Source organism: Paenisporosarcina sp., from assembly GCF_057785155.1.
The window spans coordinates 105,436-122,062 of sequence record NZ_JBYNRN010000021.1 but is presented as its reverse complement, the minus strand read 5'-3'; the positions used below and the strand labels follow the sequence as shown (position 1 = coordinate 122,062).

Genomic DNA, 16,627 nt, shown 5'->3' with positions numbered 1-16,627 from the left:
GAAAGCAGGTGATTTTTTGGTTCAAGTTTCCACCAAGGACGTCAAAGAAATGTTTGAATTAAGTCTAGTCAGCGGACAGGAAGGCATTGGACGTCATATCTCAGTTAGTGATATTTCTAGACCTGGACTTGAGATGGCCGGTTATTTCACCCATTATCCTGCTAACCGTGTACAGTTATTAGGTAAAACGGAATTATCCTTTTTTGATATGCTCTTGCCTCATGAACGAATGGAGCGAATGAAAAAACTTTGTTCACCTGAAACACCTGCTATTATTATTTCACATGGCATGAACGTTCCAGAAGAGTTAAAAAAAGCAGCGAATGAGGAAAATGTACCCGTATTAACGACTAAAATGACGACCACACGCTTTTCAAGTTTACTGACTAATTTTCTTGAAAGTAAACTAGCTCCAACGACTGCTGTTCATGGCGTATTGGTCGATGTATATGGAGTAGGTGTATTAATCACAGGAAAGAGTGGCGTAGGTAAAAGTGAAACTGCGTTGGAATTAGTGAAACGTGGACATCGCTTAGTTGCAGATGATTGTGTAGAAATTAGACAAGAAGCTGAAAACACTCTTGTGGGAAGCGCACCAAAACTGATTGAACATTTACTCGAGATTCGTGGAGTAGGTATTATCGATATCATGACCTTATTTGGTGCAAGTGCCATTCGCAGCTTCAAACGTATTTCCCTCGTTATTGACTTAGAAATTTGGGATGCGAACAAGACGTATGATCGACTTGGGTTAGATGAAGAAAAAATGAAAATCATCGACACGGATTTGACCAAGTTCACCATTCCTGTTCGTCCAGGACGTAACTTAGCTGTTATTATTGAAGTAGCATCTATGAACCATCGTTTAAAACGAATGGGTGTAAATGCAGCAGAAGAGTTTTCAAATCGGTTAAACGATGTCATCAGTCAAAATGAGGACGCTTCTTATTAAAAAGAATAATAAGCTCTTTACTTAATATTAAATAATAAGTCTAGAGGATTTTAGATTTGTGGAAGCATGCGATTGGCTCGGTGATTTTGACTTTCTCGTTTTACTTTGACTTACATGATAAAAATTTTCAGGAACTTCTTATGTGAAATTGTTAGCTAATTGGATGTAGGAAAAAGTCACAGATTTACATGTGCAAAATTGTTTAAGGATAGTCGATTACTTTTGATATGGAGTAACACGGCGAAGACTCCAGCGGGATAAGCGAAGTGTCGAAATCCACTCGGACGATAAGTCCGAGTTAGTTCGGCGCAAGCCCGCGGAAAGCGCAGCTGTTTTGCGGAATATCAAGAAAAACGTTTAATTTTAAACTAAGTAGATTTTAAATGAAAAAGAAATCAACACTATCAATAAACAAAACTAACTAAATAGAGAGCTTTGGAAGGAGAACAACATGAATTTTTTACTAGGAGCAATTGATCCGATCGCCTTTTCGCTTGGACCAATTGATGTACGTTGGTACGGAGTTATAATCGCAACAGGTATCGTTATTGCCTTTTTAGTTGCACAAAAAGAGATGGTGAAACGTGGATTTCACCCTGATTTCTTAACAGATGTATTAATTTGGGCAGTTCCTTTAGCCATTTTAGGCGCAAGATTATACTATGTACTATTTAAATGGGAATTTTACGCTCAGAACCCAGGAAAGATTCTTCAAATTTGGGAAGGCGGCTTAGCCATACATGGTGCTTTAATCGTTTCATTTATTGTCGCCTATGTGTTTACAAAAAAGAGAGATGTATCATTCCTAAAGCTTGCCGACATGACTGCACCGAGTATTTTAATCGGGCAAACGGTTGGTCGTTGGGGTAACTTTATGAACCAAGAAGCACATGGTGGAGAAGTTTCAAGGTCATTTTTAGAGAATTTATTCTTACCTGACTGGATTATTAATCAAATGTATATTGATGGGACTTATTATCACCCAACTTTTTTATATGAATCATTGTGGAATTTTACGGGTGTAATGATCATGATTGCACTACGACGTGTTAACTTACTTCGTGGCGAAATGTTTTTATTTTATATCATGTGGTATTCCTTCGGACGTTTCTTTATTGAAGGAATGAGAACGGACAGTTTGTATTTAATCGGTGAGTTACGTACCGCGCAAGTGGTATCCATTATCGCTTTTGCTGTGGCGTTAATCATCGTGATTTATAGAAGAGTAATGGTGAAAAATGCAGCACGCTATAAAGATGCTTAAAGAGTGAGGATGTTCATTCATGTCAACTATTAAAAAGGGATTATTGGTAGGTTTTCAAACAACATGGACACTTAGCAAAATTATATTTCCTATCACTTTAATTCTGGTAATCTTGCAATACACACCAATTCTTCCGTGGGTTATTAATCTCGTTTCGCCCATTATGAGTGTGTTTGGATTAAGAGGAGAAGCAGCGATTCCATTAGTTTTAGGTAACTTCCTAAATCTGTACGCTGGAATTGCTGGTATTTTATCACTTGAATTAACCGTTAAAGAAGTTTTTATATTAGCAGTGATGCTTTCTTTTTCACATAATTTATTTATTGAAACGGCCGTAGCATTAAAAGTTGGTGTGAAATTGTGGGTCGTATTGTTAGTACGTTTAGGTCTAGCCTCAATCTCAGCGATTGTTATCAACCTAGTTTGGTCAGGTGGTTCTGAAGTTGCTACATACGGAATGGCCCCCAAAGTAGTAGCAGTACCGGATGGATGGGCTGAAATAATATTACTAGGATTGCAGAAAGCAAGCTTCGGCGTTGTACAACTAGCTTTGGTCGTGATTCCACTTATGGTGATTATTCAATACTTGAAAGACCGAAACTATTTACAACGTTTCTCAGAAAAACTAATACCATTAACGAAAGTATTAGGAATTGCACCAAATGCTTCGATGACACTTGTGTCAGGGTTGGTCATCGGTCTAGCTTTTGGCGCAGGTGTTATGATTCAAGCAGTTAGAGAAGATGGGGTCAGTAAGAAAGACGCCACACTTGTTTTTATCTTTTTAGTCGCCTGTCATGCCATAGTTGAGGATACGCTTATATTTATTCCTCTCGGTATTCCGATTTTGCCTTTATTTTTCTTAAGACTTTTCACTGCCTTTGTATTAACCATTGTGGTAGCAACGGTTTGGAGACGAGCGGAACAAACTAAACAAAAGGAAGTGTTTAACTCATGAATAAACAACCGATAACGACACTTCTTTTCGATTTTGATGGAACCTTATTAGATACGAACGATTTGATTATTCAAACCTTTTTAAGTGTTTTAGGAAATCGATACCCTGGACGATTTACAAAAGAAGATTGTCTGCATTTTATTGGACCTTCTTTAAAACAAACATTTGACTCTATTGATGAGACGTTAACGGATGAATTAATCCAAGAATATCGTGCCTTAAATATAGAAATGCATGACGATCTTGTGGTGGAGTATGATGGGGTAGCAGAGACACTTAGACTATTAAAAGCACGAGGTATTAAACTGGCGATTGTCTCCACTAAAAAGAAAGATATTATTATGCGTGGTTTAAAATGGATGGGAATTGAAGATGTATTTGAAGTGGTGATTGGATTAGATGATGTGGTGAATCCAAAACCGGATCCTGAACCCATTCTTCTTGCTTTGTCACGGTTAAATGCTTCAAAAGATGAAGCGATAATGATTGGTGATAACTATCATGATATCGAAGGTGGGCAAAATGCTGGTGTTCGAACAGCAGGTGTTGCATGGACAGCTAAAGGTGAGGAATATTTAGCTTCATTTAATCCAACCTACATGTTACAGCACATTTCTGATTTACTACAAATGGTTGAAGGACAGAAGGTATGAGAAGAACGGATCGGTTTCCTGTAAAAGGAGCAAATTCATTATGGCATATTTATCAGACAGTGCCATTTTTAAAGGTCATGAAAAACTTCATTGTTATTCAACTGGGACGATACAGTCCTTCACTTCCATTCAAAAATTGGCTTTATCGCACATTTTTAAAAATGAAGGTGGGGGATCAAACCTCCTTTGCGCTTATGGTTATGCCCGATGTGATGTTCCCCGAGCGTATATCAATAGGGAAGAATTCAATAATTGGTTATAATACAACCATATTGGCACATGAATATCTTATTGATGAATATAGAATTGGCGATGTGGTCATTGGTGATCGGGTATTAATTGGTGCTAATTCGACCATATTACCAGGAGTGCATATCGGCAATGATGCCATCGTTTCTGCAGCAACACTCGTTCACCAAGACGTACCTGCAGGAAGTTTTGTGGGTGGCAATCCAATGAAGATCATTTATACCGCTGAAGAAATGCTGAAGCGAAATCACATACAACTAGAAAAGACTTTATGAAGAGAATTTACTCACTTCATAAGGTCTTTTTTTACAACCGATAGGGTATACGAATTAGATAGCATTCTAAATTAAAAACTTAGCTTGTATCAGTTTAGATGTAAGAAACGATAATTAATTGACTGTGACCCATGTATACGATAAAATAGTTTTTATTTCAGTGTAGTAGTATGCTAGTGTGATAAAGTAAATTATCCTTATTTTAGGAAGTGAGTACATTCATGACACCAATACGAAAATTCGAAAAACCACTTGGAATGAGAGATTCATTCCCTTTAATAAATGAACAAAAAGAAAGAGTACGTGATATAGGAAGAACCTTTTTCCAATCAAGAGGTTTTGATTTTATCAAAACACCAACAGTTGAATATTACGAAACAATTGGAAAGGCGTCAGCAATTGGAGATTCATCGCTATTTAAGTTAGTGGATCGACAAGGAGAAACATTGGTCCTGCGACCAGATATGACAACTCCAATTGTGAGAGTCGCGACATCAAAATTACTAAGAGAGCAGATTCCGTTACGACTCGCTTACTTTGCTAACGTCTTTCGCGCGCAAGAGCATGAGGGGGGCAGACCGGCTGAATTTGAACAGATGGGTGTAGAGCTCATTGGTGATTCATCGGTTTATGCAGATGCTGAAATGATTTTGACAGCTGCAGACTTTGTCAATGAGCTAGGGATTCAAAATTACCGTTTAACGGTAGGACACGCGGGCTTATTGCATTCCATTTTAACGGAACTCACGCATTCAGAAGAACAAGTGAAAGAGTTACGCGATTTACTTGTGAATAAAAATCTAGTCGGATTTGAAGAACATATAAACAAATATGATTTAACCGAAGAAGCGAAAGAATACTTTTTCGAATTTCTGACACAAGCGTCGAATATGCAATCGATTGAACAGCTCCGTCCTTATATAGATGAAGCCAATCTTAATCAAGTCGGAATGTTTACGTATTTAAATGAATTATCATTGTTACTCGAGCAAGCCGGACTTTCTGACAAAGTGACCTATGATTTAACGTTAACAAGTGAAATGAGCTATTATTCGGGCATGCTTTTTGAAGTGTTTGCGAGTGGATCTGGTTTTGCGATAGGTAACGGGGGACGCTACGACGGTTTATTGAAAGAATTCAATTCACCTGTTGGTGCCACAGGATTTGGCTTGCGTGTCGACCGCTTACTCGAAGTGTTGATTCCGACAAAAAATACAACCATACATGCACTCATTTTCTTTGACAAGCGTCATTATCTAGAGGCGATTCAAAAAGCAAAAGCATTGAGAGATGAAGGCATTCGGACAACCCTTCAGTTTGTTGAAAGCGTAGAAGATAAACAAGCACTTCAAGAACATTTCAGCCAAATCATATGGCTGGTAGAAGGAGATAACCCTAATGAGTGAATTAACCATTGCCATGCCAAAAGGTCGGATTTTTGAAGAAGCATATGTTCTGCTCCAAAAAGCAGGGTTTCAACTTCCTGACGATTTAGAAGAATCTAGAAAATTAATAGTTGAGGCTCCTGGGGAAAATATCCGATTTATATTAGCAAAACCGATGGATGTTCCGATTTATGTAGAACATGGGGTTGCAGATATAGGAATTGCGGGTAAAGATGTATTACTTGAACAAAAACGTATTGTACATGAACTCTTGGATTTGAAAATTAGTCAGTGTTATATAGCAACTGCCGGTCTTCCAAACACAACAATGAACGAAATTGCGCCACGTGTAGCAACCAAGTATCCAGAGATTGCTTCTGCTTTTTATAAAGAAAAAGGGGAGCAAGTTGAAATCATTGGGTTAAATGGTTCGATTGAATTAGCACCAATGATCGGGTTAGCTGATCGTATTGTCGATATCGTATCAACAGGTCGTACGTTAAAAGAAAATGGTCTTGTTGAATATGAACATATCGTCGATGTCACATCGAGACTTATTGCTAATCCAGTGAGTTATCGTTTAAAAAGTGAGCGTATTCGAGATATGGTGAAACGGTTAAAAGAGTCAATGAAGTAGGGAGTGGAAGAAATGAAAATCGTTTCATTAACAAAAAATATTTCTTTGAGACGGCCTTTAGAGATGGGTAACATGGAGCAACTAAAAACCGTCAAAGGTGTATTGGCTGATGTTCAAAGTCGAGGAGACGAGGCAATAGCTGAATACAGTGAGAAGTGGGATGGTGTGAAACTAGAGAAATTCCGTGTCTCACAAGATGAAATAAAGAATGCCAAAGAGCATTTTGATGCTGTTTTACTAAATGATTTAACAGAAGCTGCAGCTAATATTCGTCATTTCCATGAACAACAAAAGCGTTCATCTTATGAAGTGGATGTAAGTCACGGTTCTTTTATTGGTCAACGCATTAATCCTTTAGATGCCGTGGGCTTGTATGTTCCTGGTGGTTCAGCCGCGTATCCTTCGTCCGTCTTAATGAATGTTATACCTGCTCAAGTAGCTGGAGTGAAACGAATTGTCATTGTCTCTCCTCCGAACAACCAAGGTATTTTACCTGATGCTGTTTTAGTAGCGGCATCTATTCTTGGGATAGATGAGATTTACAAAATCGGTGGAGCGCAAGCCATTGCAGCGCTTGCTTATGGAACAGAAACCATCAAGCCTGTAGATAAAATAACGGGTCCAGGAAATGTGTATGTGGCTCTTGCAAAGCGTGAAGTGTTTGGTGAAGTGGCAATCGATATGATTGCTGGACCAAGTGAAATAGCGATCATTGCGGATGAAACAGCTTACGCTGATGAAGTAGCAGCTGACTTATTATCTCAAGCGGAACACGATCCGATGGCCTGTCCTATTTTACTTACCACGAGTGAATTTTTCGCTTCAGAAGTTGCACAAGAAGTTGAAAGACAGTTAAGGACATTACCGCGTGAAGATATTGCGCGCGCATCTATCGAGAATTTCGGATGTATCTATATTGCCGAGTCCATGTCGCAAATTGTGGAAGCAGTCAATCAGTTAGCTCCTGAACATTTAGAAATCATGGCGACTGAACCGCATGATGTCGCAGTTCGAATCCGTCATGCTGGTGCTATTTTTATTGGCCGATATAGCTCAGAACCAATTGGCGATTACTTTGCGGGAACGAATCATGTGTTGCCGACAAATAGTACGGCTCGATTTTCGAGTCCGTTATCGGTTGACGATTTCATTAAAAAAACAAGCATTATTTACTATACAAAAGAGACCTGGCAACAACATGTGGACAAAATTGCGAGACTAGCAAGAATGGAAGGTTTAGAAGCACATGCGAGAGCCGTCGAGTCTAGAAGATGGGAAAAAGGAGTGGATCAATCATGACGAGAGAAGCAACCATAAATCGAAAAACAAATGAAACTCAAGTGAAAGTTTCACTAAACTTAGATGGTGAAGGACAAGCGGAAATTGACACTGGCGTTCCTTTCATGGATCATATGCTAGATCTTTTTGTAAAACACGGGTTATTTAACGCGACGATTGAAGCCTCAGGGGATACGCATATTGATGATCATCATACAACAGAGGATATCGGAATCGTGTTGGGTCAAGTGATGAAAGAAGCTTTAGGAGATAAAAAGGGAATACGCCGTTATGGTAACGCATTTGTGCCGATGGATGATGCTTTAGCACAAGTCGTAATTGATTGTTCCAATCGTCCACATTTAGAATTTCGTGCTACTTTCCCAATGCAAAAGGTAGGTAATTTTGATACTGAATTAGTTCATGAATTTTTATGGAAGTTTGCACTTGAAGCTCGTATGAATGTTCACGTTATCGTTCACTATGGTCATAATACACATCACATGATTGAAGCAATCTTCAAAGCGCTTGCAAGAGCACTTGATGAAGCGGTGACAATTGACGAGAGAGTGAAAGGCGTTCCATCTACAAAAGGGTTATTAACATGAAGATTGGTGTAATCGATTATGGAATGGGCAATTTATATAGTGTCGAACAAGCCTTATTGCGTCTAGGTTGTGACGTTACGATTACGTCTGAACGAGATGCGTTAGATCAAATGGACGGTTATTTACTGCCAGGTGTTGGCGCTTTTCCAGATGCCATGCAGAGATTAAATGAACTTGGCTTAGCGGATTACATCAAAGGATTAGCAACGGTAAATAAACCATTGTTAGGCATTTGTTTAGGAATGCAACTGTTGTATGAACAGAGTAATGAAAATGGGACTACCAAAGGGTTAAACCTTTTAAAGGGCGAGATTAAAAGGTTTGATAAATTAGACTCTCAGCAAAAAAAAGTTCGGATTCCTCATATGGGATGGAATCCGTTGTCCTTTGTCCACCAGCCCGATTGGTTGCATGACTTAGCAAAAGAAGAGTCCACTCATGTGTATTTTGTCCACTCGTATTTAGCGCAAAATACGAAGCAAAGCGAAGTGCTGGCAAGTGCGACTTACGCGGGACAGTTTGTTCCAGGACTTGTGCAAAAAGATGCCATTATGGGTATGCAATTCCATCCAGAGAAATCCGGACCATTCGGTAAATATTTACTTACAGAGTGGGTTCGATACGTAAAGGAAAGGAGTGCTTCAAAATGAGTGCACTTGAACTATATCCTGCAATCGATATGCGCGGCGGAAAATGCGTGCGTTTATATAAAGGTGATTACAATCAAGAAACGATTTATGCAGATTCACCATTTGAGATGGCTAAAACATTCGCAAGTCAAGGTGCAAAGTGGATTCATATGGTCGATTTAGATGGTGCAAGAGATGGCAAACGAATCCATGATGAAGATGTGATACGAGCTGCCACAGAGTTAGGTGTAAATGTGCAAATTGGTGGAGGTATACGCTCTGAAGATGATGTGAAACATTACCTTGACCGAGGTGTAGCACGAGTTATCATTGGAAGTCTTGCGATACAACAACCTGAATTAGCGGCATCTCTTATTGAAAAATTTGGTCCAGACAAAATTGTCATAGGGATTGATGCTAAAGATGGGATGGTCGCAACTCACGGTTGGATTGAAACTTCTTCTAAGTCTGCGATTGAAGTAGGTCAGTATTTTGCTGAACGTGGTGCAAAAACGTTTATTTTTACGGATATTGCAACGGACGGTACATTAATGGGGCCTAATCTATTAGCGAATGAACTTCTTGCTGAAGCAACAGGTGCTGAAGTGATTGTTTCGGGTGGAATTAGCTCACTTGCTGACGTGAAGGCAGTTGCTCATGTTTCGAAAGGTTCTACGATTAATGGTGTAATTATCGGAAAAGCCATTTATGAAAATCGCTTTACTTTGTCTGAGGCATTAGCAGAGGTGTCAACATGTTAACGAAACGTATCATTCCTTGTTTAGATGTCAAAGAAGGTCGCGTCGTTAAAGGCATACAATTCGTTTCACTCCGTGACGCGGGAGATCCAGTTGAGTTAGCTAAGTTTTATGATGAACAAGGCGCAGACGAACTGGTTTTTTTAGATATTTCAGCTTCTCATGAAGGAAAAGAAACGATGATTGATGTTGTTAGACAAACCGCAAAAGAACTAGCGATTCCTTTTACAGTTGGTGGGGGTATTCGCACCTTAGAAGACATGAAAAACATGCTTCGTGCAGGGGCGGACAAAGTATCTGTGAACACCTCAGCGATTGAACGTCCTGAACTAATTTCTGAAGGTGCAGCATTCTTTGGGTCGCAATGCATCGTAGTTGCGATTGATGCCAAATGGTCTGACGAGGATGACACCTGGATGGTTTATACACATGGAGGACGCAAGAGAACGGAACTCACGGCAGTGGGCTGGGCGCAAGAAGCGACTCGTTTAGGTGCGGGAGAGATTTTATTAACTTCAATGAATCAAGATGGTGAGAAAAAAGGCTTTGACTTAGCTTTGACGAAAGCTGTACGGGAAGCGGTTTCTGTTCCTGTTATTGCTAGTGGGGGAGCGGGTAACGCAGCGCATTTTTATGATGTATTTACTGAGGTTGATGTTGACGCTGCTCTAGCGGCTTCTATTTTTCATTATAAAGAAACGAGTGTTCAAGAAGTGAAAAGCTTTTTAAAAGAGAAAGGTGTGTCTGTTAGATGACTGAATTCAACATGCAATCGATACAATTTAACGAGCAAGGACTTGTTCCAGTAGTCGTTCAACATGCACAAACAAAAGAAGTCTTAACTGTTGCTTATATGAACCAAGAGTCCTTAGAAAAAACGATTGCTACAAAGGAAACGTGGTTTTATAGCCGTTCCCGAAAAGAGTTATGGAACAAAGGAGCGACTAGTGGGAATAAACAGCAAGTCATTTCTATTCGCACAGATTGTGATCAAGATGCATTAGTTGTAGAGGTGATACCTAATGGACCGGCATGTCATACGGGAGAAACAACTTGTTTCCATAAAGATGTCTTAACACCAAATGAAAAAGTAGGAAGCTTTGGCATTCTAGCGGATTTAGTTAATGTGATTCAAGAACGTGAAAAAACAATGCCTGAAGGTGCATATACGACTTATTTGTTTGAAAAAGGTGTTGATAAAATCGGGAAGAAAATAGGGGAAGAAGCAACTGAAGTGGTGATTGCAGCTAAAAATAGAGATGCGCAAGAATTGCAATGGGAAGCCGCGGATTTGCTTTATCACTTATTAGTTTTACTTCAAGAACAAAAAGTAGATTTGTATGAAGTGCTGGAAGTTTTACAAAAACGCCATGAGAGTAAATAATTGTCTAATGTGCTATAATAGCAAGATACTGAAAAGGGACTGCAAAAGTTCCTTTTCATTTTTTCGGAGGCATTTATTTGGAGAACAAGCGTAAAAAACCTATAAAAGAAAATGTAGTGTCGTTTATTCCTACTGGCGAGTACTACTATCAAAAAGCGCTTCAAGCTCTCAATCGTGAGCAGTTTGACAAGGCGCATAAATATTTGAAAAGAGCAGCGGAACTCAGTCCTGATGATCCGCTTATTTTGATGCAATTTGCGATAGTTGAAATGGAACTGGAAAATTACGACCTAGCTTTAGAGCTGCTTCAAAGTGCTCATAGTTTAGATCCTAATGAAACAGAAATTATTTTCTTCTTAGCAGAAGTGTATGCTCATTTAGGCTTAATTGTTGAGGCTCGAAAATATGCTACTAAGTATACAGAGATGGATGTAAGTGGCGTATATGCTGAAGAAGCAATGGAAATCATTGATTTTGCAGAACAAGAAGATTGGCCTCTTTTTGAAGACGATTCGATTGATAGTGATAACCTTTATATACAAGAAAAAGCTAGAAAAATGATGGAGCAAGGTAATTTTGACCAAGCGGTAGAAGTACTTGAAAAACTCATTGAAGAAAATCCGGAGTTTTGGGCAGCATATAATAATTTAGCGCTAGCTTATTTTTACATTGGTGAAGTCGATCAAGCAAAAGCTTTATTGCACCAAGTATTAGAAGAAAACACAGGGAATTTACATGCGTTATGTAATTTAACCGTGGTTCACTATTATGAAAAAGATGAAGAAGAATTGAATCATTTACTTGCGATGCTAAGTAAAATACAACCGTATTTAATTGAACATCGTTATAAGCTCGGGGCAACTTTCGCTTTAGTGGGTCGTTACGAAGATGCTTTTAAATGGTTGCGTTCTTTGCAGAAAAAAGGCTACGAGGGTGATCCCGGGTTTTATTTTTGGTTGTCTCACTCTGCCTATTTTTCAGGGCACGAAGAGATTGCACGACAAACGTGGAAACTTCTAACTCAAATAGATCCAGATAAAGAAGGATTAGAGCCGTGGTCAGGTCAAAAAGATGGAGATTCTCAAACTGGCATGGAACACAATCGAGATTTCATTGTTGAAAAGCTTGAAAATGCTTATCGCAGTGAGCGGATGTTCGGTCTTTTTCTTCTTGGTAAAACATCGCATAAGCAAGAAATTTTGTCCCATCCTGAGTGGATTCGAGTTGAATCTTATTCTTCTATGGAAAAATGGTTACTGGCACATTCATTAGGTCATTCATTTGATAGCAAAAATGATAGTGAGCGTTCGTTTTTACGTGCGGTTGAAGCGACTGAATACATTTACAATAAATATCAGCCTGTTTCAATTGCAGGTTCATTTTTATTCCAAATGTGGTTCGTTTTAATGGAGCGTGCGATTGATAAAGAATATTCTTTTAAAAATCCAAATGCTTTAGCTGCTGCCGCGGATTATATGTTCCAGTCGTCTAGAGGACAAGGAATTACGAAAAAAGCTGTCGCTGCAAATTATGATATTACATCTGCCACATTAACCAAATATGTAAATGAACTGATTCAGTTTTTACCATTGTTTGATTCGTAAGCAAATAAGTTGAACGAAGGAATCGTTTTATATACGATTTGTTTAAGACCGATTGTTTTAGGAGGATTTTTAAATGACTGAAGAAAAAATTTATGATGTTGTCATTATTGGTGCAGGTCCGGCTGGTATGACAGCTGCTGTTTATACATCTCGTGGTAGTTTATCAACTCTAATGATTGAACGAGGAATTCCAGGCGGCCAAATGGCCAATACGGAAGAAGTAGAAAACTATCCTGGGTTTGAACATATTTTAGGACCTGAGCTTTCTACAAAAATGTTCGACCATGCAAAAAAATTCGGAGCTGAATATGCTTACGGTGATGTGCAAGCAATCATTGATGGCGAAGCTTATAAAACAATTAAAGCTGGCGGGAAAGAGTATAAAGCCCGCTCGATTATTATTACTACTGGCGCAGAATACAAAAAAATGGGCGTTCCAGGCGAAAAAGAACTGGGCGGACGTGGTGTAAGTTATTGTGCAGTATGTGATGGTGCGTTTTTCAGAAACAAAGAATTAGTCGTTGTAGGCGGCGGAGACTCTGCTGTTGAAGAAGGCGTATATTTAACACGTTTTGCTAGCAAAGTTACGATTGTTCATCGTAGAGATGAGTTAAGAGCACAAAAGATTCTTCAAGAACGTGCTTTTGCCAACGATAAAATCGAATTCATTTGGAATTCGACTGTAAAAGAAATCAATGATGAAAATGGGAAAGTCGGCGGTGTAACTTTAAAATCTACTGTCGATGAAACTGAAACGGAATTCAAAGCGGATGGTGTATTCATTTACATCGGAATGCTTCCTTTAACAAAGCCGTTTGCTGATTTGGGCATTTTAAATGAAGCCGGTTATATTTTAACGAATGATCAAATGGAAACTTCGATCCCTGGTATTTTTGCAGCTGGAGACGTTCGTGAAAAAACATTACGTCAAATTGTCACTGCAACAGGAGACGGAAGCGTTGCTGCACAAGCCGCGCAACACTATATCGAAGAATTGCATGAAAAATTAAGTAAAGACGCTTAATTTAATCATTCCTTAATGCTTCTGTAATACCGTTGCAACAATAAAAGTGTATAGTCAAGATAGTAAATTGACCCCCTTTTTTAATAGCAACATTTTGACAGGCTGTTTCTCGATGAAAATCGAAGAAGCAGCCTCTTTTTTGCCTGTTAAAGACGTCATCTTTCGAGTAGGTTTTGGACTGGCTGTTTCTACAAGTAAACTTGCCGGTGAGATGTGTTTTTGAGATAAACCATCACCTTTGTGTGATAAATCTTTAGATAGACCGATAAACCTTCCAGACGGTGCGATAAACTTCTCAGAGTGACCGATGAATCATTCTTGGTAATAAATCCAAGTCAACTCAGTAATGATATGTCCGTTTCCGAACAGAAGCGAAGCGTAAACAATAGAATTCAAAACTTAGACCATTATTCGCGTAGATATATCTTTAGGTCTTTCCCCGTAACGTCATCTTTTTTACTTAATCCGTACTATTTAACTTAGCTTCATATTTGTAGGAAATCCTTATCCAAGGACTTTACATATTGTAAAATTGATTTTTTGATATAAGTCCAATTAAAGTTGTATAATAGAATGAGTGAGTCTAGTTGGATTTGGAGTGTAAAATGTGCAACGAATAGCGAATTTAATCGTCCTAAAAGATAATCAAGTTTTATTATTAAAAAAGCCTCGTAGAGATTGGTATGTAGCGCCGGGTGGCAAAATGGAACAAGGTGAATCCATTTACTTGGCAGCAATTCGAGAATTCGAGGAAGAAACCAATGCTCAACCTCATCAGCCTCATTTAAAAGGAATCTATACAATGATTATCCAAGAACAAGATGAAGTAATCGATGAGTGGATGTTGTTTACATTTGTTTCTCATGGTTTAGAAGGCACTCCTTATGAAACCACTAAGGAAGGCATACTTGAGTGGCATCCAGTCGAGAGTTTAGCTCATCTGCCAATGGCAGAAGGCGATCGAACAAATCTCCAATTTGCTGTAACGCAACAAGGAATTCAATATGGTACATTTGTCTATACGCCAGAATTTGAATTGTTAGATGAAAACATTCAGGCATCAAGTGAAGGGGAGTATCAATAATGGAAAAGAGCCAAACTCAAGATTCGGAATTGGTTATCATCACTGGCATGTCTGGAGCAGGAAAAACAGTTGCCATTCAAAGTTTCGAAGATTTAGGCTTTTTTTGTATCGATAATTTGCCTCCAGCTCTTCTAACAACTTTTTTAAAGTTGATGAAGGACTCTGGAAAAGATATGAACCGAATTGCCGCAGTAATGGATATGCGTGGTGGCGATTTATTTGATTCATTAATAGGTGCACTAGATGATATGGGGAAAACGGACCTAGTTACTCCTAAAATTTTATTTTTAGAAGCAAATAACGAGACGTTGGTACGTCGATATAAAGAAACAAGACGTTCTCACCCTTTAGCTCCGGCTGGATTGCCTCTTGAAGGAATAGCGAAAGAGCGGTTGCTACTGTCTGAATTAAAAGGCCGTGCGCAATTTATATACAATACTTCTGATTTAAAACCGAAAGAATTAAGAGAAAAAATTCAAGAAGAATTCTCATCAAAAGACAACTCTACATTTACTGTAAATGTGATGTCATTTGGATTTAAACATGGAATGCCAATTGATGCGGATTTAGTATTTGATGTTCGTTTTTTACCAAATCCTTATTATATAGAAGAGCTCCGTCCTAAAACTGGATTGGATGCGGATGTGTCTGGATATGTTTTAAAATGGCCTGATACGCAGTTGTTAATTGAAAAATTAGCGGACTTGTTTTTATTCATGATTCCTCAATACAAACGTGAAGGTAAGAGACAACTGGTGATCGCTTTTGGATGCACCGGGGGACAACATCGTTCAGTCACTTTAGCAGAACATTTTGCGGGTCTTTTCCAAAAAGACTACCAAACTGTTATTACTCATCGGGATATTAAGCATAGAAAGGGTTGATGGAATGGCACGTTCCAAACGCCGGAAACGGATTGTGATTATCGGTGGTGGGACGGGTCTTTCCACGTTATTACGAGGATTGAAAAAATTCCCCGTAGACTTAACTGCCATCGTAACTGTCGCAGATGACGGAGGTAGTTCAGGCAGGCTACGTGATGATTATGACATTCCTCCACCTGGAGATATACGTAAAGTAATGGCTGCACTTTCTGATGTAGAACCTTTAGTAGAAGAAATGTTCCAGTACCGTTTTAGTTCTTCAAATGATTTAGGTGGACATTCGCTTGGAAATTTAATGTTAACGGCTTTAACGGATATTACAGGTGATTTCTCACATGCGATTCGAGAAATGAGTCGAGTATTAAATGTGAATGGAACTGTTCTTCCAGCCGCAAACCAGCGAATCACCTTACATGCGGAATTAGAGGACGGGACAATTGTTACGGGAGAATCTAAAATCCCCACATATAATCAACGCATTCATCGCGTGTTTTTATCTCCAAATGATGTGAAACCGCTTCCTGATACAATCCGAGCGATTGAAAGGGCGGATTTACTAATTTTTGGACCTGGAAGTCTTTATACGAGTATTTTGCCAAACCTAATGGTTGAAGGAATTCGCGAAGCGATCTTAGCTTCCAAAGTACCGAATGTATACATTTGCAATTTAATGACACAAGCTGGAGAAACACATAATTACTCTGCAGCCGACCATGTCCGTGCATTAATGTATCATATGGGAGCGCCATTTATTGATACGATCTTATTGAATACGGATGAAGTTCCACAGTCTGTGCAACGTGTATATGAACAAGAACAATCAAAACCCGTAAGTTATGACGAAACTCGTTTAACACAAATGGGTATAAACGTAGTTAAAAAAGATATAGCAACAATTAGAGAAGGTGCGATTCGTCATGAAGCAACGAAAGTAGCAGAATGGCTCGTACAATATGCGGAAGAAAATGAAAGTATGCGAAATCAGCAAACCTAACATCTTC

The 16,627-nt window shown here is 38.9% G+C and carries 18 protein-coding genes; all 18 read left to right on the top strand.

Annotated elements, in window-relative coordinates; genetic code table 11:
• Positions 1–16: 16 nt before the first annotated feature.
• The 18 genes from hprK (at position 17) to AC3EA5_RS08210 (ending at position 16,620) form a co-directional block, all read left to right on the top strand.
• Positions 17–952, top strand: a complete 936-nt coding sequence (gene hprK, locus AC3EA5_RS08295; RefSeq protein ID WP_488607972.1) for an HPr(Ser) kinase/phosphatase — start codon at positions 17–19, stop codon at positions 950–952.
• A 451-nt stretch (positions 953–1,403) separates the two neighbouring features.
• The gene (gene lgt / locus AC3EA5_RS08290) at positions 1,404–2,216 is read left to right on the top strand and encodes a prolipoprotein diacylglyceryl transferase (RefSeq protein ID WP_488607889.1); all 813 of its coding nucleotides are present in this window, start codon (positions 1,404–1,406) and stop codon (positions 2,214–2,216) included.
• Positions 2,217–2,235: 19 nt separating this feature from the next.
• The gene (locus AC3EA5_RS08285) at positions 2,236–3,174 is read left to right on the top strand and encodes a nucleoside recognition domain-containing protein (protein WP_488607888.1); all 939 of its coding nucleotides are present in this window, start codon (positions 2,236–2,238) and stop codon (positions 3,172–3,174) included.
• Positions 3,171–3,827 carry a pyrophosphatase PpaX gene (gene ppaX / locus AC3EA5_RS08280; protein WP_488607887.1) on the top strand — a complete coding sequence of 219 codons (657 nt, stop codon included), beginning with the start codon at positions 3,171–3,173 and terminating at the stop codon, positions 3,825–3,827. Before AC3EA5_RS08285 ends, ppaX begins: the two co-directional genes overlap by 4 nt.
• On the top strand, positions 3,824–4,351 hold the full coding sequence (locus tag AC3EA5_RS08275) for an acyltransferase (RefSeq protein ID WP_488607886.1): 528 nt from the start codon (positions 3,824–3,826) through the stop codon (positions 4,349–4,351). Before ppaX ends, AC3EA5_RS08275 begins: the two co-directional genes overlap by 4 nt.
• Positions 4,352–4,572: 221 nt before the next feature.
• Positions 4,573–5,757, top strand: coding sequence for an ATP phosphoribosyltransferase regulatory subunit (locus tag AC3EA5_RS08270; protein ID WP_488607885.1), 1,185 nt, complete (start codon positions 4,573–4,575; stop codon positions 5,755–5,757).
• Positions 5,750–6,373: an ATP phosphoribosyltransferase gene (hisG, locus tag AC3EA5_RS08265; protein WP_488607884.1), complete on the top strand. Its 624-nt coding sequence runs from the start codon at positions 5,750–5,752 to the stop codon at positions 6,371–6,373. The genes AC3EA5_RS08270 and hisG overlap by 8 nt, the downstream gene beginning before the upstream one ends.
• A gap of 12 nt (positions 6,374–6,385) precedes the next feature.
• Positions 6,386–7,672 (top strand): histidinol dehydrogenase, encoded by a 1,287-nt coding sequence (hisD, locus tag AC3EA5_RS08260; protein ID WP_488607883.1) that lies wholly within the window; start codon positions 6,386–6,388, stop codon positions 7,670–7,672.
• Positions 7,669–8,259, top strand: a complete 591-nt coding sequence (gene hisB / locus AC3EA5_RS08255; protein WP_488607882.1) for an imidazoleglycerol-phosphate dehydratase HisB — start codon at positions 7,669–7,671, stop codon at positions 8,257–8,259. The genes hisD and hisB overlap by 4 nt, the downstream gene beginning before the upstream one ends.
• Positions 8,256–8,909 carry an imidazole glycerol phosphate synthase subunit HisH gene (hisH, locus tag AC3EA5_RS08250; RefSeq protein ID WP_488607881.1) on the top strand — a complete coding sequence of 218 codons (654 nt, stop codon included), beginning with the start codon at positions 8,256–8,258 and terminating at the stop codon, positions 8,907–8,909. Before hisB ends, hisH begins: the two co-directional genes overlap by 4 nt.
• On the top strand, positions 8,906–9,649 hold the full coding sequence (hisA, locus tag AC3EA5_RS08245; RefSeq protein ID WP_488607880.1) for a 1-(5-phosphoribosyl)-5-[(5-phosphoribosylamino)methylideneamino]imidazole-4-carboxamide isomerase: 744 nt from the start codon (positions 8,906–8,908) through the stop codon (positions 9,647–9,649). Before hisH ends, hisA begins: the two co-directional genes overlap by 4 nt.
• Entirely contained in the window at positions 9,643–10,401 is a 759-nt protein-coding gene (gene hisF, locus AC3EA5_RS08240; RefSeq protein ID WP_488607879.1) for an imidazole glycerol phosphate synthase subunit HisF, read from the top strand. The genes hisA and hisF overlap by 7 nt, the downstream gene beginning before the upstream one ends.
• A complete protein-coding gene (gene hisIE, locus AC3EA5_RS08235) occupies positions 10,398–11,030 on the top strand; it encodes a bifunctional phosphoribosyl-AMP cyclohydrolase/phosphoribosyl-ATP diphosphatase HisIE (RefSeq protein ID WP_488607878.1) in 633 nt (210 codons plus the stop codon). The genes hisF and hisIE overlap by 4 nt, the downstream gene beginning before the upstream one ends.
• A 77-nt stretch (positions 11,031–11,107) precedes the next feature.
• A complete protein-coding gene (locus AC3EA5_RS08230) occupies positions 11,108–12,634 on the top strand; it encodes a tetratricopeptide repeat protein (RefSeq protein ID WP_488607877.1) in 1,527 nt (508 codons plus the stop codon).
• 73 nt (positions 12,635–12,707) lie between these two features.
• Positions 12,708–13,658: a thioredoxin-disulfide reductase gene (gene trxB / locus AC3EA5_RS08225; RefSeq protein ID WP_488607876.1), complete on the top strand. Its 951-nt coding sequence runs from the start codon at positions 12,708–12,710 to the stop codon at positions 13,656–13,658.
• Between the two features lie 607 nt (positions 13,659–14,265).
• Entirely contained in the window at positions 14,266–14,742 is a 477-nt protein-coding gene (locus AC3EA5_RS08220; protein WP_488607875.1) for an NUDIX hydrolase, read from the top strand.
• A complete protein-coding gene (rapZ, locus tag AC3EA5_RS08215) occupies positions 14,742–15,626 on the top strand; it encodes an RNase adapter RapZ (protein ID WP_394188862.1) in 885 nt (294 codons plus the stop codon). The genes AC3EA5_RS08220 and rapZ overlap by 1 nt, the downstream gene beginning before the upstream one ends.
• 4 nt (positions 15,627–15,630) lie before the next feature.
• Positions 15,631–16,620 carry a gluconeogenesis factor YvcK family protein gene (locus AC3EA5_RS08210; RefSeq protein ID WP_488607874.1) on the top strand — a complete coding sequence of 330 codons (990 nt, stop codon included), beginning with the start codon at positions 15,631–15,633 and terminating at the stop codon, positions 16,618–16,620.
• The last annotated feature ends 7 nt before the right edge of the window (positions 16,621–16,627 follow it).